The sequence below is a fragment of the Flavobacterium daemonense genome, assembly GCF_007341385.1.
In the GTDB taxonomy this organism is placed as follows: domain Bacteria; phylum Bacteroidota; class Bacteroidia; order Flavobacteriales; family Flavobacteriaceae; genus Flavobacterium; species Flavobacterium daemonense.
This window is the reverse complement of the sequence record NZ_VJYD01000012.1, coordinates 139,911-164,337: the sequence shown is the minus strand read 5'-3', so window position 1 is coordinate 164,337 and position 24,427 is coordinate 139,911. Positions and strand designations below refer to the sequence as shown.

Annotated in this window: 24 protein-coding genes and 1 pseudogene; 13 read left to right on the top strand and 12 right to left on the bottom strand. The window is 34.0% G+C overall.

Annotation, left to right across the window (positions count from 1 at the left end; genetic code table 11):
• Positions 1-69: 69 nt before the first annotated feature.
• Both FND99_RS15650 and FND99_RS15645 read left to right on the top strand, forming a co-directional pair.
• Positions 70-579, top strand: coding sequence for an SRPBCC family protein (locus FND99_RS15650; RefSeq protein ID WP_144338876.1), 510 nt, complete (start codon positions 70-72; stop codon positions 577-579).
• Positions 580-807: 228 nt separating this feature from the next.
• The gene (locus FND99_RS15645) at positions 808-2,103 is read left to right on the top strand and encodes a cryptochrome/photolyase family protein (RefSeq protein WP_144338875.1); all 1,296 of its coding nucleotides are present in this window, start codon (positions 808-810) and stop codon (positions 2,101-2,103) included.
• A gap of 271 nt (positions 2,104-2,374) precedes the next feature.
• Here FND99_RS15645 and FND99_RS15640 read toward each other — a convergent pair whose 3' ends face one another.
• Positions 2,375-3,679, bottom strand: a complete 1,305-nt coding sequence (locus FND99_RS15640; RefSeq protein WP_144338874.1) for an ABC1 kinase family protein — start codon at positions 3,677-3,679, stop codon at positions 2,375-2,377.
• Positions 3,679-4,338: a TetR family transcriptional regulator C-terminal domain-containing protein gene (locus tag FND99_RS15635; RefSeq protein ID WP_144338873.1), complete on the bottom strand. Its 660-nt coding sequence runs from the start codon at positions 4,336-4,338 to the stop codon at positions 3,679-3,681. Before FND99_RS15635 ends, FND99_RS15640 begins: the two co-directional genes overlap by 1 nt.
• 98 nt (positions 4,339-4,436) lie before the next feature.
• On the opposite strand from FND99_RS15635, the gene FND99_RS15630 reads away from it, so the two are divergent.
• Entirely contained in the window at positions 4,437-5,348 is a 912-nt protein-coding gene (locus tag FND99_RS15630; protein WP_144338872.1) for a TIGR01777 family oxidoreductase, read from the top strand.
• 3 nt (positions 5,349-5,351) lie between these two features.
• Here the strand turns inward: FND99_RS15630 and FND99_RS15625 are convergent, their stop codons facing one another.
• The 3 genes from FND99_RS15625 to rmuC all read right to left on the bottom strand — a co-directional run bounded on the left by FND99_RS15625 (position 5,352) and on the right by rmuC (position 8,505).
• Entirely contained in the window at positions 5,352-5,921 is a 570-nt protein-coding gene (locus FND99_RS15625) for a YceI family protein (RefSeq protein ID WP_144338871.1), read from the bottom strand.
• Between the two features lie 463 nt (positions 5,922-6,384).
• Complete coding sequence (locus FND99_RS15620; RefSeq protein ID WP_144338870.1) at positions 6,385-6,933, bottom strand: acyl-CoA thioesterase; 549 nt, start codon at positions 6,931-6,933, stop codon at positions 6,385-6,387.
• 198 nt (positions 6,934-7,131) lie between these two features.
• Positions 7,132-8,505 carry a DNA recombination protein RmuC gene (gene rmuC, locus FND99_RS15615; protein WP_144338869.1) on the bottom strand — a complete coding sequence of 458 codons (1,374 nt, stop codon included), beginning with the start codon at positions 8,503-8,505 and terminating at the stop codon, positions 7,132-7,134.
• Between the two features lie 189 nt (positions 8,506-8,694).
• Here rmuC and FND99_RS15610 point away from each other — a divergent pair, with 189 nt between their 5' ends.
• Genes FND99_RS15610 through FND99_RS15590 form a run of 5 tightly spaced genes read left to right on the top strand, consistent with a single transcriptional unit; the run spans position 8,695 to position 13,037 of the window.
• Positions 8,695-9,570 (top strand): protease complex subunit PrcB family protein, encoded by an 876-nt coding sequence (locus FND99_RS15610; RefSeq protein ID WP_144338868.1) that lies wholly within the window; start codon positions 8,695-8,697, stop codon positions 9,568-9,570.
• Positions 9,571-9,577: 7 nt separating this feature from the next.
• Complete coding sequence (locus FND99_RS15605) at positions 9,578-9,976, top strand: hypothetical protein (RefSeq protein WP_144338867.1); 399 nt, start codon at positions 9,578-9,580, stop codon at positions 9,974-9,976.
• Positions 9,977-10,027: 51 nt separating this feature from the next.
• Complete coding sequence (locus FND99_RS15600; RefSeq protein ID WP_144338866.1) at positions 10,028-10,579, top strand: RNA polymerase sigma factor; 552 nt, start codon at positions 10,028-10,030, stop codon at positions 10,577-10,579.
• Entirely contained in the window at positions 10,576-12,417 is a 1,842-nt protein-coding gene (locus FND99_RS15595; protein ID WP_144338865.1) for a hypothetical protein, read from the top strand. Before FND99_RS15600 ends, FND99_RS15595 begins: the two co-directional genes overlap by 4 nt.
• Before the next feature lie 53 nt (positions 12,418-12,470).
• Positions 12,471-13,037 carry a MepB family protein gene (locus FND99_RS15590; RefSeq protein WP_342777798.1) on the top strand — a complete coding sequence of 189 codons (567 nt, stop codon included), beginning with the start codon at positions 12,471-12,473 and terminating at the stop codon, positions 13,035-13,037.
• Positions 13,038-13,092: 55 nt separating this feature from the next.
• Here the strand turns inward: FND99_RS15590 and FND99_RS15585 are convergent, their stop codons facing one another.
• The 3 genes and pseudogenes from FND99_RS15585 to FND99_RS15575 all read right to left on the bottom strand — a co-directional run bounded on the left by FND99_RS15585 (position 13,093) and on the right by FND99_RS15575 (position 18,082).
• Complete coding sequence (locus FND99_RS15585; protein WP_144338864.1) at positions 13,093-16,494, bottom strand: T9SS type A sorting domain-containing protein; 3,402 nt, start codon at positions 16,492-16,494, stop codon at positions 13,093-13,095.
• Between the two features lie 307 nt (positions 16,495-16,801).
• A pseudogene (locus tag FND99_RS15580) lies at positions 16,802-17,553 on the bottom strand (SDR family NAD(P)-dependent oxidoreductase).
• A gap of 154 nt (positions 17,554-17,707) precedes the next feature.
• Positions 17,708-18,082 (bottom strand): hypothetical protein, encoded by a 375-nt coding sequence (locus FND99_RS15575; protein ID WP_144338863.1) that lies wholly within the window; start codon positions 18,080-18,082, stop codon positions 17,708-17,710.
• A gap of 142 nt (positions 18,083-18,224) precedes the next feature.
• Here FND99_RS15575 and FND99_RS15570 point away from each other — a divergent pair, with 142 nt between their 5' ends.
• The 4 genes from FND99_RS15570 (at position 18,225) to FND99_RS15555 (ending at position 20,441) form a co-directional block, all read left to right on the top strand.
• Positions 18,225-18,422 (top strand): hypothetical protein, encoded by a 198-nt coding sequence (locus tag FND99_RS15570; RefSeq protein ID WP_144338862.1) that lies wholly within the window; start codon positions 18,225-18,227, stop codon positions 18,420-18,422.
• Positions 18,423-18,490: 68 nt separating this feature from the next.
• On the top strand, positions 18,491-19,057 hold the full coding sequence (locus tag FND99_RS15565; RefSeq protein ID WP_144338861.1) for a pseudouridine synthase: 567 nt from the start codon (positions 18,491-18,493) through the stop codon (positions 19,055-19,057).
• Positions 19,058-19,127: 70 nt separating this feature from the next.
• Complete coding sequence (locus FND99_RS15560) at positions 19,128-19,583, top strand: tRNA (cytidine(34)-2'-O)-methyltransferase (RefSeq protein ID WP_144338860.1); 456 nt, start codon at positions 19,128-19,130, stop codon at positions 19,581-19,583.
• Between the two features lie 51 nt (positions 19,584-19,634).
• Entirely contained in the window at positions 19,635-20,441 is an 807-nt protein-coding gene (locus tag FND99_RS15555; protein ID WP_144338859.1) for a hypothetical protein, read from the top strand.
• On the opposite strand, the gene FND99_RS15550 is transcribed toward FND99_RS15555, so the two are convergent.
• The 4 genes from FND99_RS15550 to FND99_RS15535 all read right to left on the bottom strand — a co-directional run bounded on the left by FND99_RS15550 (position 20,438) and on the right by FND99_RS15535 (position 23,964).
• Entirely contained in the window at positions 20,438-21,214 is a 777-nt protein-coding gene (locus FND99_RS15550) for an ABC transporter ATP-binding protein (RefSeq protein ID WP_144338858.1), read from the bottom strand. The two genes, FND99_RS15555 and FND99_RS15550, sit on opposite strands and share 4 nt — an antisense overlap.
• 90 nt (positions 21,215-21,304) lie before the next feature.
• Complete coding sequence (locus FND99_RS15545; protein ID WP_211356637.1) at positions 21,305-21,718, bottom strand: GxxExxY protein; 414 nt, start codon at positions 21,716-21,718, stop codon at positions 21,305-21,307.
• 73 nt (positions 21,719-21,791) lie between these two features.
• Positions 21,792-22,820: a FecCD family ABC transporter permease gene (locus FND99_RS15540; RefSeq protein WP_144338856.1), complete on the bottom strand. Its 1,029-nt coding sequence runs from the start codon at positions 22,818-22,820 to the stop codon at positions 21,792-21,794.
• A gap of 1 nt (position 22,821) precedes the next feature.
• Positions 22,822-23,964 carry an ABC transporter substrate-binding protein gene (locus FND99_RS15535; RefSeq protein WP_144338855.1) on the bottom strand — a complete coding sequence of 381 codons (1,143 nt, stop codon included), beginning with the start codon at positions 23,962-23,964 and terminating at the stop codon, positions 22,822-22,824.
• 96 nt (positions 23,965-24,060) lie between these two features.
• Between FND99_RS15535 and FND99_RS15530 the strand changes: the two genes are divergently transcribed.
• Positions 24,061-24,423, top strand: coding sequence for a DUF5522 domain-containing protein (locus FND99_RS15530; protein WP_144338854.1), 363 nt, complete (start codon positions 24,061-24,063; stop codon positions 24,421-24,423).
• Positions 24,424-24,427: the final 4 nt, after the last annotated feature.

The following is a 24,427-nucleotide window of genomic DNA, read 5'->3' as shown; positions in this document are numbered from 1 at the left end:
AGCTCCACTATAATCCCTAACGCTCACGTATTTCAAGAAACATTTTTGTAACAAATGAAATTATAAAAAATGAAATTATACAAAATAGCAACCGTTCAGTATGTAAATGCAAGTGTCGAAGAGTGCTGGGATTTTTTCTCCAGTCCAAAAAACCTGCAGACTATTACACTCGAAAATATGAGTTTTAAGATTAAAGACTTCGACGAAAAACGAATGTATCACGGACAAATCATAACCTACACGTTACGCCCGCTTTTAGGAATCAAAATTTCTTGGGTCACTGAAATTACAGCCTGCAAAGAAAACCACTATTTTATAGACGTACAGCGTTTTGGGCCGTACAAATTATGGCATCACAAACACTTCTTTGAAAAAACAGCCGACGGCGGAACCAAAATGACAGACATTGTTCACTACGCCCTCCCACTCGGAATTTTAGGCCGAATCATGAATCGAATAGTCGTAAAGAATAAACTGAAAACAATATTTGATTTCCGTTATAACAAAATCGAGGAATTATTCAATTCAAACTCACAGCCGAAGATTATTCAAATTGATGCAAAGCAAAAAAGTATATAACATTTATTTTTAAACACATAGAAACATAGTTTTTATTGTGTAGAAAAGGCGTTTCACTTGCATAAATAAACATAGTCTGTACAATCTTGTCATTCCTCGTTCCTCGGAATGACAAACTTTGGGAACTATGTGTGAAGAAACTAGTTTCTTTTCTCTTTACTTTTAAATCAGGAAAAAAAATCTATGTTTCTATGTGTTTAAAAAAATCGTCAAGACATAACCATTATAATGACAAAACAAAAAGTTTCCTTTTTCTGGTTCAGACGCGATTTGCGTTTAGAAGACAACGCCGGATTATTTCACGCCTTACAATCAGATTTCCCTGTAATTCCTTTATTCATTTTTGATGATGATATTTTGGACAATCTTCCAAAAAACGATGCACGAGTAACTTTTATTTATGATTCACTTCAAAAAATAAACTCAGAATTAAATTCTGTTGGATCTTCAATTATAATCAAAAAAGGAAAAACAACAGAAGTTTGGAAATCGCTAATTGCAGAATTTGACATACAAAACGTTTTCTTCAATAAAGATTATGAGCCATTTGCAATTAAGCGCGACGAAACAATTTGTTCTCTTTTAAAGGAAAATAACGTAGAATGTTTCTCTTTCAAAGATCACGTCATTTTTGAAGAAAAGGAAATCACAAAAGCTGACGGACTTCCATATACCGTTTATACACCTTATAAAAATAAATGGCTCGAGAAATACCATTTTTTAGGATCAGCACCAGAATATGATTCGGTTTCATTTCAATCCAATTTCGCAAAAAATCAATTTGCATTTCCTGAATTATCAGAAATTGGTTTTGAAAGAAGTTCTATCAAAGTACTTCCGCACAATTTAACACAAATCAGCAATTATAAGGAAACCAGAGATTTTCCAGCTTTAGACAGTACTTCTTACCTTTCGCCACATTTACGTTTTGGAACCGTAAGTATTCGGAAATTAGTAAATTGGACAAACAGAAAAAATCAGACTTTTTTGAGTGAATTGATTTGGAGAGAATTCTTTATTCAAATTCTTTTCAGTTTCCCAAATTGTGTCAATCATAATTTCAAATCAAATTATGACGGAATTCAATGGCGAAATAACGAAGAAGATTTCAAACGCTGGTGTTCAGGAACAACAGGATATCCAATGGTCGATGCTGGAATGCGTCAGCTTAACGAAACTGGATATATGCACAATCGCGTTCGCATGGTTGTAGCGAGTTTTTTATGCAAACACCTACTAATCAACTGGCAATGGGGCGAAGCTTATTTCGCAGAAAAACTATTGGATTTTGAATTGGCCTCAAACGTAGGAAACTGGCAATGGGCAGCCGGAACAGGTTGTGACGCCGCACCATATTTCAGAGTTTTTAATCCGGAAATCCAGCAAAAGAAATTTGACGAAAAAGGCGAATATATACGCAAATGGATTCCTGAGTTTGATTTTGGTTACAATGAACCCATGATTGATCATGACTTTGCGAGAGATCGAGCAATTACGACTTATAAGGCCGGAATTTTGAAATAAGTTTGTTTGTTTCAGGTTTCAGGTTTCAAGTTTCAGGTTTTTGCTGGACGCTTACCCGTAATCTTGTCATCTCGACGAAGGAGAGATCTCCACAAGTAGCTCTACAAAGATTGTCGATTCTGATTGTGGAGTTACTTGCGGAGATCTCTCCTTCCTCGGGATGACAAACTGGGTAAAAAAACCTTTGTCAAAGTTTAAAACTTTGACAAAGTTCTATAAGTAAGGTTAAGCCAACTTGAAACTTGAAACCTGAAACAAAAAAAAACAATTTCTAATACTTCAAATAATCCTCCACAACAATTTTCGCTTTCAAATCGAACATTAAATTATAAAGTCCGAAGAAAGTGCGGTTCATGTAAATGAAGTGTTTCGAACCGCGATTTCCATTCATTTTTTTCAAGTTTGTATCTTCAGAAAAACGTTTTCCTAATTGCGCGATTGCATTAAAAAAAGTTTCATCGGCAAAATCGAAAGTTTCGTTTTGGAAAGGTCTTGTAAAAAGTGACAGCAGATCATGAAACATTTCAGTGAAATATTCAATTTCGGCCGGCGAATCATCAGGACGAAGAATTTCTAATTCGAATAATTTATCGTTGAAAAGCTTTTCGTCAGTAATCACATTTTTATTGATTAACTCAAAATACGGCGTGTAAAACTCTTCTGGAATTTGTTTCATACAGCCAAAATCCAAGGCGATTAATTTATTTTGATCATCAACCAAGAAATTTCCCGGATGCGGATCAGCGTGAACTTTTCGCAGCACATGAATTTGGTACATATAAAAATCCCAAAGTGCTTGCCCTAATTTGTCGCCCGTTTCCTGATCAAAGTTTTTAGCCGTAAATTCAGAAAGATGAATTCCCGTCATCCAATCCATTGTAATGATTTTCTCAGATGAAAATTCTGGATAATAATTCGGGAAAGAAATGTTTTCGATTTTAGCGCACGCATCAACAACTTCCTGACTTTGTTTCAATTCTAATAAATAGTTCGTTTCTTCAATCAGCTTATCTTCAACTTCTTTAAAATATTTATCAGAATCTTTTCCTTGCAGATTAAACATTCTGATTGCGATTGGTTTTACCAAAGCCAAATCAGAAGAAATACTGTTTGCAACACCAGGATATTGAATTTTTACAGCCAGTTTTTTGCCGTTTTTCTTAGCCAAATGCACTTGACCAATACTTGCTGCGTTGACCGAATTTGGGTTGAATTCATCAAAAATTTCATATGGCGTTTTACCGAAATTATTTTTAAACGTTTTTAAAACCAAAGGAGCAGAAAGCGGCGGAACAGAAAATTGCGACAATGAGAACTTCTCCACATAAGCTTGTGGCAAAAAATTCTTATCCATGCTTAACATTTGAGCAACTTTAAGCGCGCTTCCTTTTAAGCTTTTTAATCCGTCGTAAATGTCTTCGGCGTTATTTTCGTTTAGTTTATCTCGCGATAAATCTGGATTAACAATTTTTTCAGCATAATGTTTTACATAATTTACTCCAATTTTTGCGCCGGTCTGAACCAGTTTTCCGGCTCTTTCAATTTTTGAAGTTGGGATATAATCGATTGTTTTCATTATCTGCTGTATATTTTTTCTTTGAATAGAAATTTTCCAAGATCAATCAAATGATTCATTGGTGCCACATTCATCAATTCGAATGAAGCATTAACTGATTTTTCGATAAAAATGTCGGTTTTTTCAAATCCTGCAGATTCATCATCCATCCAGAATTTTATTGTCATCATTAATTGCAACCAAGCCGATTCTTGAATTGCTTTTTCTTGAAACTTTTGAAGTTTTTCTTGTTCCAGTCGGTAATCATCCGTCAGGATTTCCGAAACATACTCTTTAAAACTATTTCGGAGTGTTGTTAACTGAACCAGATTTTTAAGTGGATTTCTATCTACTTTAAGCGACTGCAAAACATAGCTTCTATTGGCAGTCAAAATTTCGAAGAAAGTAAAGTAAAAACTCAGCATTTTATTTTTCATATCATACTGCTGATATTCTTCATTTTTGTGAAGCAAGTTGACTGTGTTTTCAAAAAACAGTCGGAAAATCTCTTTTTCTAAACCTTCTAATGTTCCAAAAAAAGCATAAAACTCCGCTTCGCTAAAATCATTTTCTTTGGCAAAATGATAAACTGATTTTGGTTTTTGGCCTTTTTCTAAAATTTCATTCATATATATTGAAACGATATCATCTTTGGTAATTACCTTTTTTTTAGTCGCCATTTTATTAAAATTTAGAATTTGCCTTAAAGGTAAGCATTGTTTAAGTACCTTTACTAATCCTTAAACAATATGCACTGTTAAAAATTTTATAAACTATTATGGCTCAAAATGTTTTACTAACCGGCGGCACTGGATTTGTTGGTAAACATCTGACCGATGTCCTTATCGACAACGGCTTTTCTGTGTCGATTTTGAGTCGGACTGAACATAAAAACACGCCATCAATTACGTATTATAAATGGGATTTGAAAAAAGATTTTATTGAAAAAGAAGCCGTTCTAAATGCCGATTATATTATACATCTTGCCGGAGAAGGAATTGTCGAAAAACGATGGACCAGACGACGAAAAAGAATCATTTTAGAAAGTCGCACAAAACCTATTGATCTAATTTTTTCAATTTTAAAAGAAAACAATAAAACGCTTAATGCATTTGTTTCTGCATCCGGAATTGGAATTTATGGCGCGATTACAAGCCATAAAATTTGTACCGAAGAAACATCTCCAGCAAATGATTTTTTAGGCAGAACGTGCCAAGTTTGGGAAGAAACTGCAGACAAAATAAATACGCTCGGAATTAGAACCGTAAAAATCAGAACCGGAATTGTTTTTGGAAAAGACGAAGGGTTTTTAAAAAAAGTAGTTCCGAGTTTCAAGTCGGGATTTGGTGCAGTTCTAGGCACCGGAAAACAATATTTGGCGTGGATTCACATTGATGATTTGGCACAAATTTACCTAAAGGCAATTACGGACGAACATATGCATGGCGCCTACAATGCCTGTGTTACAGATAACACCACTAATTTTGGATTTTCAAAAACCTTGGCTTCTATTTTAGGCTATTCGATCTGGGTGCCAAAAGTTCCTGCCTTTTTTCTCAAATTCACGTTGGGAGAAATGAGTATTGCAATTTTGAAAGGACAGCGCGTTTCTTCGGAAAAAATTCAAAAAATGGGATTTGAATTCCAGTTTACAGATCTTGAACGAACTCTTTTGAGTTGTTTAAATTAAACTTCATTTCAAAGTAAGATAACCTGCATTATCTGTTCTAATTATCCCTGTTAATTCAGTGTTAGCCGTTTCAGAAATTTTAGACGCAATTCTGCTCGGAATCTGAATATTAAAATCAGCAATCTGGATAGGAAAATCAGATATAATCTGAATTCCATCGCCCATTTTTTTAATTAGAGCTTTAACTGCAATTTGCTTCGATTTCCCTCTTACAACTAATTTTCCATGTATTAAATATTCTTTTTCAACTTCATTGATATCCTTCAAATCAAATTTTTCGATTTTACCTTTAAAAACAGCTTTCGGATATCGATCGCTTTCCATATAATTTTCATTAAAATGTTCTTGCATCAAATCCAATTTAAAACGAAAATCTTTAATAATTACAGTACAGATAAATGTACTTGTTCGAGGCTCTAAAACAATCGCAACTTGTCTATTTACAGCTTTTATTTCTTCAAAAAGAGGAACCGATGCTTCAAAATTTATCGTTCCTGTATTAGTGAAAAATTTATCTTGAGCAACAAGAGAATAAGCAGTAAAAAGCAAAATAAATAAGGTAGTTTTTTTCATAATCGTTATTATTTAAACAATTATGTCATTCGATTTTTTAATTTTAAGAAGAGAAAAATCAGGACTTAAGATATTGGCTTAAAAAAATTGAATGGCAGTACTCCGTGAATATTCCATAATCTAATTATTCATACTTAAAGTTACGAAATTTCTCGCTACAAAGTTCTGCTTCTAATCCTAAATATTTGTGAATATTTTTGTTTGTGAATTGTGAATTGTGAATTGTGAGATGTGAGATGTGAGATGTGAGATGTAAAATATAGAATGTGAAATATGAAGTCCCTACGGGACAAATTAGCATGTGGTTTATTTTTGCTACCAATATTTAATTCCTAGCGGAATATCTCATAGAGATTCTATACTGGTAGAAAAAAGAAATCGATTTTTATCTTGTCACGTAGGGACTTCATATTTCACATTCTATATTTTACATCTCACATTTCACAATTCACAACTAACTTTTCTAACTAATCTCCAAAAGCACATTATACTTATCCAAACTTGCCAAGTCTTCGATTGAACTAACATTTGCTACTTTTTCATGCTCTTCAATTTCCTTTTTAATTTCGATATGCTTGATTGCTTTTCTAAAACGGCGAACTTCTTCGAGACTTGATAAAATAAGGCCCGGAACCTGAACGCTTTTTCCGTCTTTATCCTTTGCGACCATTGTAAAATAAGACGAATTGCAATGTTTGATTGCACCTGTCTGAATATTTTCGGCTTCAACGCGAATTCCAACCACCATGGAACTTCTTCCCACATAATTTACAGAAGCTTTCATCGTGACCAATTCACCAACTTCAATAGGCTTTAAAAAGTTCACCGTATCAACCGAAGCGGTCACACAATAATTACCGCTGAATTTTGATGCAGAAGCAAAAGCAATCTGATCTAGTAATTGCAAAATATATCCTCCATGAATTTTACCGCTAAAGTTGGTATGCGATGGCAGCATTAATTCGGAAATGCTAATTTTTGATGATGAAACGAGTTTGAAATCTGCAGTCATGTTTTTTGTTTTTTGGTAAGTTTGTGTTGTTTTTTTTTAAACACATAGAATCATAGCTTATTGGAACTTAAAAAAAAAGGCGTTTCACTTGCATTAACAAACATAGCGCTATGTGTTAGAAACGAGTTTCTTTTTTTTTATTCTCCATGCACAAGATAAAATCTATGTTTCTATGTGTTTAAAATATTTATGATTTGTTTAATTTAAAAACTGATTCTCCTCTTCATTTGAGGCTCGCGCAATAATATTTTCTGGAAGCGACTTTTTAGCCTTTGCTCCCATTTTCTTTAATTTTTCGACACTCGAAATCAAATTGCCTTTTCCGTCAACCAATTTATTCATAGCGCTTTCATATTCCGTTTTTGTGTCTTTGATTTTATTTCCAATTCGGACTAAATCAGTTACAAAACCTTCAAATTTATCGTATAAAGCACCGGCTTGTCTGGCAATTTCAAAAGCATTTTCCTGCTGTTTCTGGTTCGTCCACATGCTGTCGATCGTGCGCAAAGTCGCCAAAAGTGTGCTTGGTGTTACAATAACAATATTTTTATCAAAAGCTTTATTGTATAAAGTCGAATCTTCATTTAATGCAATCGCAAACGCAGGTTCTATCGGAATAAAAAGCAAAACAAAATCAGGACTTTCTATTTGATATAGATCATGATAATTTTTGTTTCCGAGTTGCTCGACATGCCTTTTTATAGAACTGACATGTTCTTTCAGAAAATCAATTTTCAATATTTCTGATTCTTCGTTGATCCATCTCTCGTATGCAACCAGCGAAACTTTAGAATCGACAATCATTTTTTTTCCGTCAGGCAAATTAATTACAACATCTGGGAGCACGCGTGTTCCTTCTGTATTTGTAAAACTTTGCTGCACTTCGTATTCGCGTCCTTTTTCTAGACCTGATTTTTCTAAAACACGTTCTAAAACCAGTTCGCCCCAATTCCCTTGCATTTTGGTGTCGCCTTTTAATGCTTTAGTCAAATTGAGCGTTTCTTTGCTCATTTGTGCGTTCATTTCGCTTAAACCAACAATCTGCTGACGCAAAGCGGCGTGATAATCGATGCTTTCTTTATGTGTCTGTTCTACTTTTTTCTCAAAACCTTGAATTTTATCTTGCAAAGGCAACAAGATGTTCTTCATGTTTTCGCTGTTTTGCTCGGTAAATTTTGCCGACTTTTCTTCGAGAATCTTATTGGCCAGATTTTCAAATTCTTTGGTGAATTTTTCCTGAAGTTCTGTTATTTCAGCTTTTTGCTCTTTATGGCGTTCCCATAGATTTTCGAAATCGACTTCTTTTTTTGAAAGCTGAATGGCTAAGCTGTCCTTCTCTGTTCTGATATTTTCTTTTTCAGAATTAATCAATTGAAGCTGTTTCTGAAAATTATTTCTCTCGCCTTCAAATTTTTCCTTTTGAAACTGCAACTGATTCAAGTTTGCATTTAGTTTTTCTTCCAAACCAACTTTTTCAGTTTGTGATTTGGCGCCCATTAAAAGCCTTCCTAAGTAAATACCTAAAAAAAGCGCTATAATAAAAGCCAGTAAAATGGGGAGAAAGTCAAACATAACTAAGTTTTTTTTAAGTAAAAGTACGCAATAATACGTAGTTCTGATTTTTAAAATTTAAAATTTCACTAATTCGTGAGGATTCTAAATTAAACAAACATTTTAAAAAAAATTGAAGAAAAAAATATTTTCGACGCAACCTTTTCAAACCTCAGTCATCTACAAAATATAACCTATTAAAATAATATAATGAAAAAATTGATGTTGAGCTTATTTATAGCTTTTGGATTGGGCGCTTGCTCGCTTGGAAATGATGATATGAATGTTGATTGCGGTGCAAATACAGATTTAGGATTTACAGGTTTTCCGCTTTTATGCAATTACGCGATCAAAACTTTGCCAGAAAATCCAGCTGCAGTTGTTGTAACTGCTCAAGACAAAATGGATCTCCTTTTTACAAAACACGAAAATACTTGCCCAGTTGCCACTGATGCTAATATTGATTTTTCTAAAAACATGTTAGTTGGTATTTTTTCTGGAATGAAAGCAACAAGCGGCTATAGCATCAAAATGACTTCGATTGTTCAAAATAACTGCGAAATTGTAATCAGTTATTATGAAAGCGGACCTCAGCCAGGAGAAAATATTTCGACAACTGCAACTTATCCTTCCGATTTTATTTTGATCCCTAGATCAAACAAAACAATTATTTTCAACAAAACAACAGAGTCTTCAGACAATATTATTATTGGAAGTTATTTTGGAAACTGTGCAGGTTCAGATTGTCAAAACTTCTTTCAACTAAATGATTTCAATATTTTGAAACTGATTAGTACGGCTACAGGAAATTTCAATTTTGACCAATCTGCTTATTTTGCTAAAACAAAAAGAGGCGATTACACTGATTTCACAAAAAGCATTCCTACTGAAATTTATGCTTTAAAAGGACAAACAAAAACTTATGGTACACCAGATGGAGCAGATCAAGGCGGTATTTTCTTCCAATTGAAACAAGGAACATCTGTAACTAAAATTTTTATTGACAATAACGATACAGAAGATCAAAGCGCTGAAATCAAAACTTTCAAAAAAGCAATTAGAGATAAAATTACAAGTCTAAAATAATTTGATTATGAAAAAAAGCTTATTATTTGTTATCGTCTTCGGACTATTTTCGACCGCGTATTCTTTAGATTCAACGAATGTAAATTCGGGATCAATTGTGAATACTTGGATTTGGGAAAAATCGATTGGAGGAACCAGTAATCCTTATACTGCAACACCAAAAACAGCCGGATTTACAAAAAAGGTAATTTTCACTCCAGAAGGAAGAGTCATTACGTATAAAAATGATGTAGAAATCAGAAATAGTGCTTATGAAATAGGCAAAGGAATTGGTTTTTCTGATCAAGCAGAGCACGACCTAATTAGCTTTGAAGGTAAAACATACGTAATAGAAAACCTTGATAATCAAAACCTAACTATAGTAAGCAATAATCAAGATGCTGCCCGCAGCATTTTTAAAAGGTAGTTTTTTAAGTTTATAAAAACTATTTTTGCCAAACCAAACAATACCACTTTTTTGAAAGACGATTTAGAAAAATACATTAGGCAATGCATGCAGAATGACCGAGAAGGACAGCTGAAAATATATCAGCTGTTTTCTCCGGTTTTATATGGTATATGCTTAAAGTACATGAAAAATGAAGATGATGCCAAGGATGTTTTCCAGGAAGCATTTGTTATCGTTTTTCAGAAAATAAGCCAATATAAATTTGAAGGAAGTTTTGAAGGCTGGCTAAAGCGAATTTTCATCAACAAACTCATCGAAACTTTAAATAAGAAGAAAAAAGAAAGCTTCTTTTTAGATGTTTTTGATCCAGATACTGATTTTATCGAAGAAGAAGAATTAGAAACCATCCCGATAGAAAAAGAAAAATTATTAGAATACATACGGGATTTGCCCGATCAATACCGAACGGTTTTTAACTTATATGTTTTTGAGCATATGAAACATAAAGAAATAGCCGAATTATTGAAGATTTCAGAAGGAACGTCAAAATCAAATTTAAACAGAGCAAAGGGTATTTTGCAGAAACGGATTTTGAGCATAAAAAATTTTAAGATAGCATGAAGAAGCAGAAAATAGAAGATATTTTTTCATCAATGGAACACTTTTCGAGTGTTCCGCCGCCAGAACTATGGGCCGGAATTGAGGAAAAACTAGACAAACCTAAAAAGAAAAGGAGAGCTATTCTTTGGTGGTCGGCTGCGGCATGCTTATTATTATGCTTATCGCTCCCAGCTGTTTTGTCTGACTCCGGCAAAATCAACACAGGTACATCTTTAGAAAAAAACAATGTCGTTCTTGACGAAAATAAAAATGGTGAAAACCACAAAAAATCTACTTTAGATAAAAATCAAAATTCTGAAAATAATAAAAACGATATTGTAAAATCAAATTCTGGAAATGCTTCAGATGCGATTAATAATTCGGCTGAAAATACGGCAGTAGCAAATGCTGAGTCTAAAAATAAAAGCAATTCAAAAACTGTAAATTCAAAAGCAAGTATTGTTAACAGCAATACAAATCAGGCTGTCGCCGAAGGAAATTCTGTGGCGAAAAACAAAAACCAAATTTCAGTTTCTGGAAAATCAAATTCGGAAAACAAAAATCTGAATCAGGCTGTTGCGGTCAAAAACGAAGGCTCTGGAACGCAAAATGCATTTAATCGTTCTGAAAAAAATCAATTTAATGCTTCAGAAACTCAAAAACCGAATTCAGAAAAAAGAAATTCAAATCAAGGTTTGGCGTCAAAAAGCTATTCTTCTGAGAAAACAAATAGATTTAATACGAATAACAAAAATCAGTTTTCTGAAAGCGAAAAAAGAAATCTTGACAAGGTTCTAGCCGAAAAGACTTTTACAGGTAAAAAGACAAATTCATTTACGAAGACTTCAAAAAATCAACTTCCAAATTCGATTTTTGAAAGTACAGTAAATCCGAAAACGAACAATGCTTTTGTATTAAATGTTGCGAACGGAAATGCTACAGAACGCAAACAGAATATGCTTTCTGAAAATAAAAACGAAACTCTGTCTAAAACACAAAAGACAGAGAATACAATTGCTGAAAATACTCAGAAAAACAATTCTAAATTTATTGATGTTTTAAGCAAGCAAGATTCTGTACAGTTAGCAGAGCTTCAAAATCTAGAAAAAGGAATTGCGGCTCCTGAAGTGAAAAAAGAAAAAGAGAAAACGCCAAAAACAACTGCAAATGCCGAAAAATGGGCACTTGAAGTTTTTGCTGGAGTTGCCGGCTCTGAAAATTTAAAAAATGACAAAACGCTGGGCAATGTAAACGATTCAAAACAAAGCAGCAGTTTTGGGGTAAAAACAAAATACAAGCTTAATAAAAAATGGGCAGTAGGTTCTGGATTCAAAATAAATGAACTAGGACAAAGTGTTGCAAACGTTTCATACATCAGCACAAAAAACAATGCATTTTTAGGAACCAGTGATTATTTTGTTCAAAATGCAACGGTGCCACAAATTGCAACAGAAACAGGCTATGTATTGGTATCGAATACCACAAAAAATGCATTAAAAAGCGACAACTTGGCTACAGGAAACTTAGATCAAAGCTTAAAATATATCGAAATGCCGTTGGAGGTTTCGTATTCTGTTTTCTCTAAAAACAAAGCAAATATCAGTTTAAATACAGGCGGTTTTGTTGGAAAACTAATTGCAAACAACATGGCTCTTAATGGAAATACGATTGGTGAAAATGCAAATGCAAATGACTTTGTGTACGGTTCAACTTTAAGCAGTACGATACAATACCGCGTTTACAAAAAGACAAATGTTTTTGTAGAACCCGCAATGAATTATTACATTAACCCGTTGAACAGTCAGTCTTTTAATCAATTTCAATGGGGATTGAATTTTGGATTGAACGTTTCATTTTAAAAAATAGTAACTTTAACACCCTAAACCTACGTAACCCCTAAACCTACATAATTTTGAAAACAAGCCTAGAAGCCAGTCCTCTCAAAATGATCGTAGAAAACCACTGGCCCAACGACAAATCTCTCCCAAAGGATTTAATTTTAGCCAAAGAACTGGTTTATGATCACTTTGATTTTGACTGCACAGAGCCTCAGCAAGAAAGTGAGAGCATGGAATATCGTGCTTATCGCTTTTGGATGAATGAAAAACACATTTGTTATCGCGAGGCCAAAATTACACCGACAAAGACAGGGCAATTTGTGACTTTGTGGAAACGAAGCCGACTCGGAATCATCGAGCCTTTTGATACTACGGATGTCATTGATTTTGTAATTGTGAGTGTCCGGAAAGACGCTCTTTTAGGGCAATTCATTTTCCCAAAAGATGTTTTGCTGGAAAAAGCTATTTTTTCGACAGAAACCAAAGAAGGCAAAAGAGCCATGAGAGTTTATCCACCATGGGATGAAGCCGAGAGCAAACAAGCAAAAAAAACAAAGAAATGGCAACTGGAATATTTTTTATTTGTTTCTAGTGAAACAGATTTGAATCGTGCTGAATATCTGCTTGACAAAAAACAGTAAAAACAAAAAGACAGTTCAAAAATTTGAACTGTCTTTTTAAATTATAATAAGTTGCTTATTTTTTCAGAATCTTATCTTTATAAACTACTTTATTATTTTCGGATATCGTATAAATGTAAAGTCCTGAATTTAAATTATGCAAGGACATTACCGTTGTATTTACATCTTCGCTGCTGTGAAGTTCAACTGCGTTTCCTATAGTGCGTCCGTTTAAATCATAAAGCCTTAGTTTAAGATTTTTGCTTTCGTTAGTTTTAACAGCAAAATTGACTACGTCAGATGTAGGGTTTGGATAAGCTTTTACGTAAAATCCGTTTTTATTTTCAAAAAATGGCGTTGAAAGTTGTTGCTTAAGATTAAAACGTGCAATTACGGGTCCGTGGTCTGAAGTTGTTGTTGTATAACTGGCAATATCGTTGCGCGGATCATAAACTGCAATTGATTCATTAATATATTGATCGAACAATTCATTAGAAATCGTAATATGATCTAAGAAACCGCCCGAACTTAAAAAACTGAAAGCACCTGCTTGGCTTATTTCTAAAGTAAGTACTTTATAGTTATTAGTATCGTTTACATAAGCTTGATAAGAAGATGGTTGCCCTGCAATAACAGATGCTTTTACATCATCATTATAATCTCCTAAAAGAATGATGTTGGAATTAGCATAATGAGCATCCAAACTGTCTTTTAAAACCTCTACGTCATATTTTCGCATATTGTATTTCGAAATGTCAGTTCCGCTGTTTGCACGTGCATGAAGATCTACAAATTTGATTTCATTTTTAACTCCATTAAGATTAGTCTCTAAAGTTACCATATATGGCAAACGCCCCGAAGAAAAGAAATTACTGTTTCCTCCTGGATAATTTGCTAAAGATTTGGTTCCGGCACGCAATTCATCATAGAATTCTTTAAACATTATGCGGGTATTTTTAACCGTAGCTGTATTTTCATTGTAAATTACAACCACTTTCTGAGGCGGATAACTAGGATCTGAAGTTGGATCCCAAGAATATGACCAAGATGTAGAAACTACTTTACGGAATGATTTACCATTTATATTTATTTCCTTGATTAAATCATCAATGGCCGCATCGCTCGAAATTTCCTGAACTACATAAACATCGGCATCTAATTTGTTCATCACTTTAACTGCGTTTTGCAATTGCAAAGCTTTATCAGCTGGACCGTATGCAGTCGTAGGAGCACCAAAAAACTCCATATTGTACGTAACCACATCAAAAGTATCTGATTTTGGGAGAGAAGAACCTACTAAAGAACCCGTTTGTTTGTTTAAGGAAGTTCCTGTGACTGTTAGAGCACCTGATATTTTTAACACCTTAGATGTTGGTGCAAATTTTGCATAAAGCGTTTTTCCTGCTAAAGCATCTGCAGCAGAAACTATTGCAGTTGTTCCATATGAAATATTATCCGCTGATATTAAGAATGGAGCGGCTACAGTAACCGTAATATCACCATATCCTGAAGCTTTGAAACTAAATGACTGCGCATCTGAAACTGTATTTTGATTTACAACTCCAAAATCTAAAACAGGATTTGCATCTACATAACCTGTTTCATTTGTAATAGCAAAATCATCAAATGACCACTCAGAAGCATTGTTTGTTCCTCCCGCTGTAGTTTCATAATATAACGCTACATAAGTATGACTCGTTTTGAAAGCGCTCAAATCTATATATTGCGACTTAACATAATTGCCTGTCGTTGTCGGAAAATTTCCATTTATCTCTGTCCATGTAGCGGTTTCAGGACTGCTCACTCCATCATAATCTGTAGAAACCAATAGTTTTAAAGAAGGACCTGCATAAAACTTACGAGTGTAAAAAGATAATAATGGAGAATCATTAAAATTATCTAAATGCAATTTTGGAGAAACCAACCAATCTTTGCTTGGCGTACTTGTATCTGAAAATCCGTTCATTAAAACAGCGCCTGTTCCAGAATTTACATTTCTAGCTGTACTGGTGTACATCCAGTTATTTGCCGTTCCAGAAACATTATATTGCGCCCATCCACTATTAGTCAAAACATTAGCATCGTCAAAACCTTGAGCATAAGGATTGATTCCTGTTCCTGTGAGTGAGACCGTTTTAGTTACTGCGCCGGTTGATTCGTGTGTTATTTGTCCAGAAACGCTGCCAATTGCATTTGGCTTGAATTTTACATAAACCGTTGGAGTAGCATTTGAAGCAAAATCAGCAGGGACAAATGTCAGCGATGATGCAAATGTGGTATTGTCTTTTGAAATTGTAAAATTTGCCGAAGCAGTTAAAACTACATCAGCAGCTAGATTTGATGCCTGAACTTGATAACTTAATGAATTAGTTTCATAATTCGATTCTGAAAAGCCTAAATCTAAAGAAGCTTTGGTAGTAGAAATTTCAGGATTTGCTACACTTAAAGTCGTTGCTTCAACTTTATTGACTACAGTTTGCGGATTCCCAAAAAGATCTTCTGAAATAGAGAAAACAAAGTAAGTAGTGTTAAAATTTAGCGCTGTAAAACTTTTCGAATATTCCAGAGACGAATCAGTTATGTTTAAATAACCAGATTGCAAAGCTGCATTTCCGGCCGCATCCTGACCTGCTTTTATTTGCGCAATTGTTGGTTCTACGCTTCCGCCTGGCAACAATACATAATATGTTTTTCCAGCTTCATTTATTTTGTTGACAAAATCAAATCCTGAAGATGTAATATTCGCCGCTTTAGGATAACCAGCTACTGAAACAGGAGGTGTATTATCACTTCTAATATCTATATTGTCAATTGCGAAAGATTGGCGGGAACCTGCACTACCCGAAACTAATCTTGCAATCCATCTTATTTGAACTATTGGCTGGTTATCACAATCAGATGGCAAAGTAACACTTATTCTTGTTGTAGTATTATTTAATGGAGTTGTAACTGCCGTAGTTTGCTGTATTACACTATTATTAGAGTATGCACTAGAAGGTACCGTTATAAAAGGCCCCGTAATTCCAACTCGATATTGCAAACCCATTTCTTGAAGACGATTATTCGCTGTTCCATCATACACATTACGAATTATCATAGCATCGTATTGAACTCTGATACTTGTAGTATTGGCGCTTGAAAATGCAAAACCAATTGAAAAATCTGCACTAGTGGTATTTAAAAAACCTATTTTACCGTTATAGTTGTGAATGTTTCCACTGTTCGTATTTGCCGTACTGTTGGCTATTAAGGGTTTATCACCTGTTAAAGCTGTGCTGTAAGTTGCTGTGTTCTGACTTGAACTCACTAACCAGCCTTGAAAACCATCCGGATAAACCGTAGCATTTGCCGCCAATCCGTCAAAATTTTGAGTGTACGGTAACGATTGTGCGGTTGGCATTGTCTGCGCATTTAGCGCGAAGCAATAAAATAAAATTAAAAAAGTCATGAAATGACGAAAAGAGTAGTTGTTTTTCATACGTTTCGTTATAAGTTTTAGAATTCAAATTTATCTTGTTTAAAGTTAAGAGAATATTGTAAAAGCATGAAGTTATTGTTAGGTATTTTATAAAAATCCATCACAAAAAACTGCTTTTTTATCTTTAAATTTTAATTATTCTCAAGAAAATCCGTTTACAGAAGCCTTTTGATTAAAAAAGACTACCTCAATCAAAGCCTCTTTATTAGTACGAAAATACTTCTTTTATTTTTTGAATAAAATATAATAGCAAAAAAAAAGCTGTCTTGAAACAAGACAGCTTTTTGTAAATGTTTACGATAAAATTTTAAATCGCAGTATAACCTCCGTCGGCAATAATATAGCTTCCAGTTGTAAATGATGATTTTTCAGAACTTAAAAACACAACTAAATCTGCAACTTCTTGAGCAGTTCCTAAACGATTCATCGGCGCTTTTGCGGCAACTGCATCCATTAAATTCTGAGTCATATTATCTTTCAATAAAGCCGTTTCAATATAACCGGGACCAACGGCATTACAGCGGATATTTTTCAACGCATATTCAGCGGCAATATTTTTTGTCAGTCCCACCACGCCGTGTTTAGATGCCGTATAAGCCGGACTATTTGGCGCCGCAACCTGACCATGAATAGATGCTATATTTACAATGCTTCCGCCACCGTTTTTTTCCATTTGTTCTAATTGATAACGGCATGCATAAAAAACACCGCTCAAATTAAGTGCAATTACACGATCCCAAGCGTCAGGTTCATATTCTCCTGTTGGTTTTGCTGGTCCACCCATACCAGCGTTATTGCAAGCAATATCTAAACGTCCATATTTTGAAACCGCAACCTCAACCATACGCTTGTTATCACTTGCGCTAGACGAATCTCCCTTTACAAAAAAGGCCTCGCCCCGCTGTCTTTTATAATTTTGACGGTTTCCTCGCCATGTTCAACATTAATATCCGAAAGGACAACTTTTGCTCCCTCTTGAGCATAAGCTTCTGCAACAGCACGGCCAATTCCTGAACCGCCGCCAGATACAAAAGCTACTTTGTTTTCTAAAAGTGCCATATTCTTAGTATTTAAATTTGTCCTTACAATTTACGAAGTTATCGCCCGAAAACCCAGCTAAAACCTGACTTTACAATAACATTAACTCGATATGCTAATGAAATGTTATTTGATATTAAAATTGCATTTGTGAACAAAAAAATCCGTAATGTTTTTAGCTTTCTTCGTCTAATTTCATATTTCCTCTGTCTTCATGACTTTCGGGATTTGAATTCGGATAACGGTTTGGCGTGATATCCGAATTTCTATCTTTGTTTTCGATTGTTTTCTTGGCTTCTTCGTCGGTTTCAACACCACGATTTGCATTTGGATTATTCGGATTTATTTGGTCTACCTCTTTTTTGATATCTTCATTTTCATTTCGTGCTCTTTCGACAATTTCTTTATTTCCGTCTTTATCTGCTACGAGTTCTTTTTGCAAATTTGCGTCTTCCGTTTTTCCATCGTGTGAAACGTTTTTACCTTTTGCCTCGTCTATATTTTTCTGTACTCCGTTTATCTTTTTCGCACCTAAATCATTCGTTTCCATAACTTTATTATTTTAAATTCATACCTATAATATTACGAATTCTAAATCTGAAAACTTTATGGCTTCTGGTTGCTTTTGTTTTATAATTGCCATCTTTTAAAAAATCATTATCTTTAATTACAAGAACTTAACTATCATTATTATGAATTTCTTTAAAATCAAAACCAGCTGGTCGAATGCCGAATTTATTCTGATAAAATTATGCATGGCTTCGGCTTATATTTTTATTGGAAGTTATTTTCATGACTTTTTCAAAGATTATTATACTTTATTGATTGTCATTTTTGGCATTACCGTAATTTGGTTTGTGTACCAATGGCTGAAAAAAATGAAAGACTAAAAATAGTTATCTGCAGTATATCGTCATTTAATTTTGCCAAAGAAACTATCTTTGCAAAAAATTAAAAAATGCACCGACACTTTATTCTTTTTAAACCTTACGGCTATTTGAGCCAATTTATTTATGAATTAAAAAGAAAGAAAAAGCTTTTGGGAGAATTGTATGATTTTCCCGAAGGAACAATGGCAATTGGTCGTCTCGATGAAGATTCTGAAGGTTTGCTTTTATTGACAACCGACGGCAATATGAGCGAACTCGTACGAAGCAAAAAATTCGAAAAAGAATATTATGTTCAGGTTGATGGTTTAATTACGCCCGAAGCGATTGAACAATTGCAAAAAGGTGTCGAAATTGGACTTGATGGCGGCAAATACAAAACAAAGCGTTGCAAGGCTTCAATTGTAACCGAAATTCCTGATTTTGGAATTAGAGCCAAAAAAATCAGAGACGAACGTCATGGTCCAACTTCTTGGGCTTCGATTACTGTAAACGAAGGGAAATTTCGCCAAGTTCGAAAAATGACCGCTGCAGTTGGTTTTCCAACATTGCGATTAGTTCGCGTTCGGATTGGAAATGTATATTTGCAAAACCTAAAAGCAGGAGAAGTTCGCGAAGTGGAACAATTTGATAATTAGATAATGTGGCAATTAGATAATTAGATAATTTTTGAAAAACTCATAACTCATAATTCATAACTCAAAAAAAATGCTAAACGTTGTTCTTGTAGAACCTGAGATACCAAATAATACCGGAAATATTGGAAGATTGTGCGTAGGTACCGAAAGTCGTCTGCACTTGATTCACCCTTTTGGATTTGTAATTAACGACAAAAACCTGAAACGCTCTGGTTTGGATTATTGGGTGCATCTTGATGTAACCGAATATCAAAATGTGGACGAATGGGTAAAACAAATTCCAGATCATTCGCGTGTATTTTTAATGAGTTCACATTCGGACAAATCGTATTTAGAAAATGAGTTTCAGGACGGTGATTGGTTGGTTTTTGGAAAAGAAAGCGTGGGTTTGAGCAAGGAATTTATGGCAAGATTCGAAAATCATTTAACCATTCCGATGTCACCGCTTATTCGTTCTTTTAATATCGCAAATTCTGTAGCATTTGTTGTTGGCGAAGCTAAGAGACAGATTGGTTTGAAAGTTTAACTATTTAACCGAAATCAACCCAATAAAAATCTCTTTTTAACCAAAACTAAAATGACCGAAACTGTAACCGTAGAACAAGCTTTAAGCAAAGGCAGATGGCAATTAAAACATTTGCCAATGATTGTAACTTTTGGCGTTATTGGAGGAGGAATTTACCTTTTCTATTTAAAAATATTTGATGGCTGGATCATTCCCGTCGGATTTGCATTAGGCTTTTTATCAGGTTGGTTGGTATGGAGTTATTTTGTCAATCAATGGAAAATTTGGGCATATGAAAATGTTAGAAATGTCCACGAATTACAACGAAAGGCAGTCGAAGAAAAATTGATTTGGGAAAGTGGAAGCTGGTTTGAAAAAACAGAATTCAAGGATTATCAGCAAAAACAAAAATTAAAACAATTAGAGAAAAAATTTCTTGAAAAAGATGTTTTCAAAGATGACATTTCTGTGCCGAAAGAAACTGTTGTTTACAACTCCAGAATCATCATTCTTTTTTCATTGTTACTTGGTCTAGGAATGCTTGTTTTAGGTATTTACTTGTTATATGACGAACATTATTTCGGACTTTTTTTCGTCGGAATTAGTCTTTATTCTGCCTATACACAAATTAAAAAATTACGAGATAAAAGTCCACAAATTATATTTAATGCAGAAGGAATAAAACTTAAGGATGAAAATCTAGTCAAATGGAAAAACATACGAAATGACAGAGTTTTTACAGAAATAAGAGGAAAAAATTCCACAACGTATTTGGCATTTAATAATGAAAAAATTGATATTGGAGAGTTAGATATAAAAACTCAGGACTTAGAAAAAATGCTTCATGTGTATCGTGTACGTTATGAAAACACTCTCTAAGTCACAATAAACTTCCCTTTTTCTCCATCAAAAATAATATGTTCATCTTTGAATAAAGAAGCAAAACTTCCATTCGAAATTAAATTACATGGTTCGTCTTGTACGACATTTTCTGGCGTCATGATAATCATTTCGTCACTTAATTGAATCGCAAGATCAATATCATGCGTCGAAAATAAAATACATTTTTGAGTTTCCTGAGTGAGTTTTTTCAATAATTTGAATAACGAAACTTTATGAAGCAAATCTAAATGTGTTGTGGGCTCATCTAAAATAATCAGTGGTGTATCTTGTGCCAAAGCTCTGGCGATTAAAACCTTTTGCAATTGTCCGTCGCTTATTTCGTAATGCTTTTTGTGAGCAAGATTTTCAATTTGTGTTAACCGCAATGCCTCTTGAACTTTTTCGATATCGGTATCGGTCAAAGTTCCTACCCAATTTGTATAAGGCTGACGCCCAAGTGCAACCAATTCAAAAACAGAAAGATTACTTGGAGGTAATTTTTCGGTTAAAACCAAACTTAAATTTTGAGCTAAATCCAGCGGTTTGTACGTCGAAATATTTATATCGTTCAAATAAACATTTCCGGACAAAGGATGCTGAATTCCGGTAATTGTTCGCAATAAAGTCGATTTTCCAATTCCATTTGCACCAATTAAAGAAATTAGTTTTCCAGAACTTAAATTCAAATTTAAATTTTCAGCAATGGTCACAACTGTTTTCTTGGATTTGTATCCAATATTTAAGTTTGAAGTAGTTAGAATGTTTTTCATTGCGCTTTTTATTTAAACACATAGAAACATAGGTTTCTTTGTCTTATTAGAAGGATTTAAGATTTACTTGTAAATTAAACATAGCTAAAACTAAAATTTTGGCAATAACCTAAAATATTCATTGACAAGTGTTTTTTGGCCCTCTTTAAAAATATTGAAACAATTAAAATTAATTACAATTCCTTTTGGTGCTTTTAAAAGTTTCATATATGTTAACAGTTGTGCCTGATGTATCGAATTTATCTCTGTTACAGTTTTTAATTCTACAACTAAACAATTTTCGACAAACAAATCACATCTAAAATCTGTCACTAATTCTTTTTCTTTATATAGTATTGGAACTCTCATCTCTGTGAAAAAATTTAATTTTCTTTGTGAGAGTTCTTCTTTTAAGCATTGATGATAAACGCTTTCAAGTAATCCTCTTCCAATTATTTTATGTACTTCTATCGAAGCCCCTAAAACTTCATAAGTCAGTTCATCAAGATATTTTTGAGTAATCATTATTTTTTTATTGAAATAAAAACTATGTTTCTATGTGTTTAAAAAAATAAAGATATAAATATTTTGTAAGTTTTTACCTAAAATTTCTTTTTCGGACCAAAAGCCAAATAACAACTGGCGCACCAATAATTGACGTTATTGCATTGATTGGAAGCGTAACGTCAAATCCTGGCATTTGCGAAACAATATCACAAAACAACATTATAATCGAACCAAAAAACAGCGTACTCCAAAACAAAATAGTATGATTACTCGTCTGGAAAACAAGCTTTGCAATATGCGGGACCGCTAATCCAACAAATGCAATTGGTCCGGCAAAAGCCGTAATACTTCCCGACAAAATACTCGTCGCAAATATGATAATCAGTCTTGCTTGTTTAAAGTTCAATCCCATACTTTTTGCATAGTTTTCGCCCAAAAGCAATGCGTTTAAAGGCTTTATGCTCTTGGCACTTAAAAGCAAACCAATTCCAACACAAAAAGTCAAAATCAAAATGGTTGACCATGAAAGATTTCCCAAACTTCCCATTGACCAAAAAGTAAATTTTTGAAGCTGTTCGGCTGTACTAAAATACGTTAGAACACTTACAATTGCTGTGGTAAAACTCCCAAACATCAATCCAACAATTAAAATGGCCATTGTATCGCGCAATCGTTGTGAAACCACTAAAACCAATAGTAAAACTAACGTACTCCCGAATGTTGAAGCGATCACAATTCCATAAGATGAAAGTGCAATTACGCGTAAAAACGATGGCAAAAAGCCAGCTCCTAAAATCACAAAAGCAACACCCAAACTTGCGCCAGAACTTAACCCTAAAACATAAGGTCCGGCCAATGGATTTCTGAACAAAGTCTGCATCAAAAGACCGCTGATCGAAAGTCCAGTTCCTACCAAAACGGCCGTAATTGCTTTTGGTAAACGATAATTAATAATGATATATTCCCAAGCCGATTTTGTCGCATGCCCGCCTGTCAAACTTTCAAAAACATCTTTTAGCGGAATTGTAACAGATCCTAAACTGATGCTCGCAAAAAACATCAGCAAAAGTCCTAGAGACAAAACGACAAATAAAATGGTATTTCTTTTTTTGTTTGCCAATTTAATTCAGTTTTGATGCAAAAGTAAATTCGTAACCCGACAATAAATCAGGATGGAAAATTTTGATATAATCTTTTAAAACCAAGTCAGGACGGCTTGGCGACAGTTCATAAAAAATGGTTCCGCCAGTTGCGCCAAATTTACTTTCTAATGAATAAACCGATTTATTTTTAAAAGCATCAAATTCGCCATAATGCGGATTTGCTTTCTGCAGTTCTTCCAATGTTTTAAAAGAGCCCGAAACCACCCACACATTTGCTGTTTTTGCTTTATCCAAAACTTTTTCAAACGACAAACCTTCGCTTCCCGTTCCTTTTAGATTACTCCACAAATAATCGGCTTTAGCATCTTTCATAAATTGCGCCACCCAGCTATTTCCTTTGGCAACATACCAAACATCTTCATACATTGAACCATATAAAACCTTTGTAGTTGCCGGTTTATCTGCCACTAATTTTTTGGCTTGATTATAACTTTCTACAATCTTATCAAACAATTCTTTAGCTTTATCTTCTTTTCCAAACAATGCACCGTAAAGTTTAATCCATTCAGCTTTGCCTAGCGGCGATTGCTCCATCCAATCACCTTGAATTAAAACATTCTGACCGCTTTTTTTCAAATTATCAAGCATCGGATTGTTGTTGTCTACTCCAAAAGTCACAATCAATTCTGGCGCTAAGTCAATTAATTGCTCAATATTTAATTTTTCATTTTGTCCCACATCTTTCACAGAACCTTTATCAATCAAAGCTCTTGTTTTTTCAGAAGAAATATAGTCCGTATGTGGAAAACCGACCAATTTATCTTCAACTTCCAGCATTTCTAAAAAAGGAATATTAGTTGTCGAAGTAACCACTACAGATTCTAATGGCACTTTTATTAACGGATAATTTTGCAGGCTGTCTGGAACTTTAGCCTCATTTTCTTTCAGAATATATTTAAAATTCTTATCAGCATTAGGCCAAGGATTTGAAATTGTAACAATCGAGTAACCTTCTTGTTTTACGATAGAAAGCCCTGAAGCATATTCTATACTATTTTTTGCAATTTCAGATTTTTCAACTTGAATATTTTCATTTTTTTTACATCCTGTAAGAATGAAAAAAGAAAGAAAAAGTACTAACTTAGGTAAATAAAATTTCATATTTAACGTTTTGGATAGGGACAAAGGTAAATCATTTTCTCTTTTTTTTGTTTACTTTTATTCTTACAAAATTCAACAAACTGTATCTTTACATTTATGAATACCACAAAAATAAAAATTTGCTCAAGCTGCGAAACTTCTTTCAGCTGTGGAGATATCTCGGTTGAAAACAAATGCTGGTGCAATGATTATCCACCCATTTTTAATCTTTCAGAAGGAGGTGACTGTTTGTGCCCAGTTTGTTTCAAAGAAGCCTGCGAAGATAAAATTGAGGCCTATGTAGAAACATTGACTCCCGAAAAAGCCATAAAAAACAAAGCCATAACCCTACCTAAAACCGACAAATTAATTGAAGGTATTGACTATTATATTGAAAATGGCAATTATGTTTTTAAATCTTGGTTTCATTTAAAACGAGGAACTTGCTGCGGAAACGACTGCAGACATTGCCCATACTAATTAT

Bases quoted from the DNA above. Each gene is read 5' to 3' on its own strand.
- FND99_RS15625 (WP_144338871.1), bottom strand. From the start codon at position 5,921: ATGAAAAAAACTACCTTATTTATTTTGCTTTTTACTGCTTATTCTCTT.
- FND99_RS15565 (WP_144338861.1), top strand. From the start codon at position 18,491: ATGCACCGACACTTTATTCTTTTTAAACCTTACGGCTATTTGAGCCAA.
- FND99_RS15575 (WP_144338863.1), bottom strand. From the start codon at position 18,082: ATGGAAACGAATGATTTAGGTGCGAAAAAGATAAACGGAGTACAGAAA.
- FND99_RS15605 (WP_144338867.1), top strand. From the start codon at position 9,578: ATGAAAAAAAGCTTATTATTTGTTATCGTCTTCGGACTATTTTCGACC.
- FND99_RS15560 (WP_144338860.1), top strand. From the start codon at position 19,128: ATGCTAAACGTTGTTCTTGTAGAACCTGAGATACCAAATAATACCGGA.
- FND99_RS15640 (WP_144338874.1), bottom strand. From the start codon at position 3,679: ATGAAAACAATCGATTATATCCCAACTTCAAAAATTGAAAGAGCCGGA.
- FND99_RS15630 (WP_144338872.1), top strand. From the start codon at position 4,437: ATGGCTCAAAATGTTTTACTAACCGGCGGCACTGGATTTGTTGGTAAA.
- FND99_RS15570 (WP_144338862.1), top strand. From the start codon at position 18,225: ATGAATTTCTTTAAAATCAAAACCAGCTGGTCGAATGCCGAATTTATT.
- FND99_RS15555 (WP_144338859.1), top strand. From the start codon at position 19,635: ATGACCGAAACTGTAACCGTAGAACAAGCTTTAAGCAAAGGCAGATGG.
- FND99_RS15635 (WP_144338873.1), bottom strand. From the start codon at position 4,338: ATGGCGACTAAAAAAAAGGTAATTACCAAAGATGATATCGTTTCAATA.
- FND99_RS15585 (WP_144338864.1), bottom strand. From the start codon at position 16,494: ATGAAAAACAACTACTCTTTTCGTCATTTCATGACTTTTTTAATTTTA.
- FND99_RS15595 (WP_144338865.1), top strand. From the start codon at position 10,576: ATGAAGAAGCAGAAAATAGAAGATATTTTTTCATCAATGGAACACTTT.
- FND99_RS15645 (WP_144338875.1), top strand. From the start codon at position 808: ATGACAAAACAAAAAGTTTCCTTTTTCTGGTTCAGACGCGATTTGCGT.
- FND99_RS15610 (WP_144338868.1), top strand. From the start codon at position 8,695: ATGAAAAAATTGATGTTGAGCTTATTTATAGCTTTTGGATTGGGCGCT.
- FND99_RS15535 (WP_144338855.1), bottom strand. From the start codon at position 23,964: ATGAAATTTTATTTACCTAAGTTAGTACTTTTTCTTTCTTTTTTCATT.
- FND99_RS15530 (WP_144338854.1), top strand. From the start codon at position 24,061: ATGAATACCACAAAAATAAAAATTTGCTCAAGCTGCGAAACTTCTTTC.
- rmuC (WP_144338869.1), bottom strand. From the start codon at position 8,505: ATGTTTGACTTTCTCCCCATTTTACTGGCTTTTATTATAGCGCTTTTT.
- FND99_RS15650 (WP_144338876.1), top strand. From the start codon at position 70: ATGAAATTATACAAAATAGCAACCGTTCAGTATGTAAATGCAAGTGTC.
- FND99_RS15550 (WP_144338858.1), bottom strand. From the start codon at position 21,214: ATGAAAAACATTCTAACTACTTCAAACTTAAATATTGGATACAAATCC.
- FND99_RS15620 (WP_144338870.1), bottom strand. From the start codon at position 6,933: ATGACTGCAGATTTCAAACTCGTTTCATCATCAAAAATTAGCATTTCC.
- FND99_RS15545 (WP_211356637.1), bottom strand. From the start codon at position 21,718: ATGATTACTCAAAAATATCTTGATGAACTGACTTATGAAGTTTTAGGG.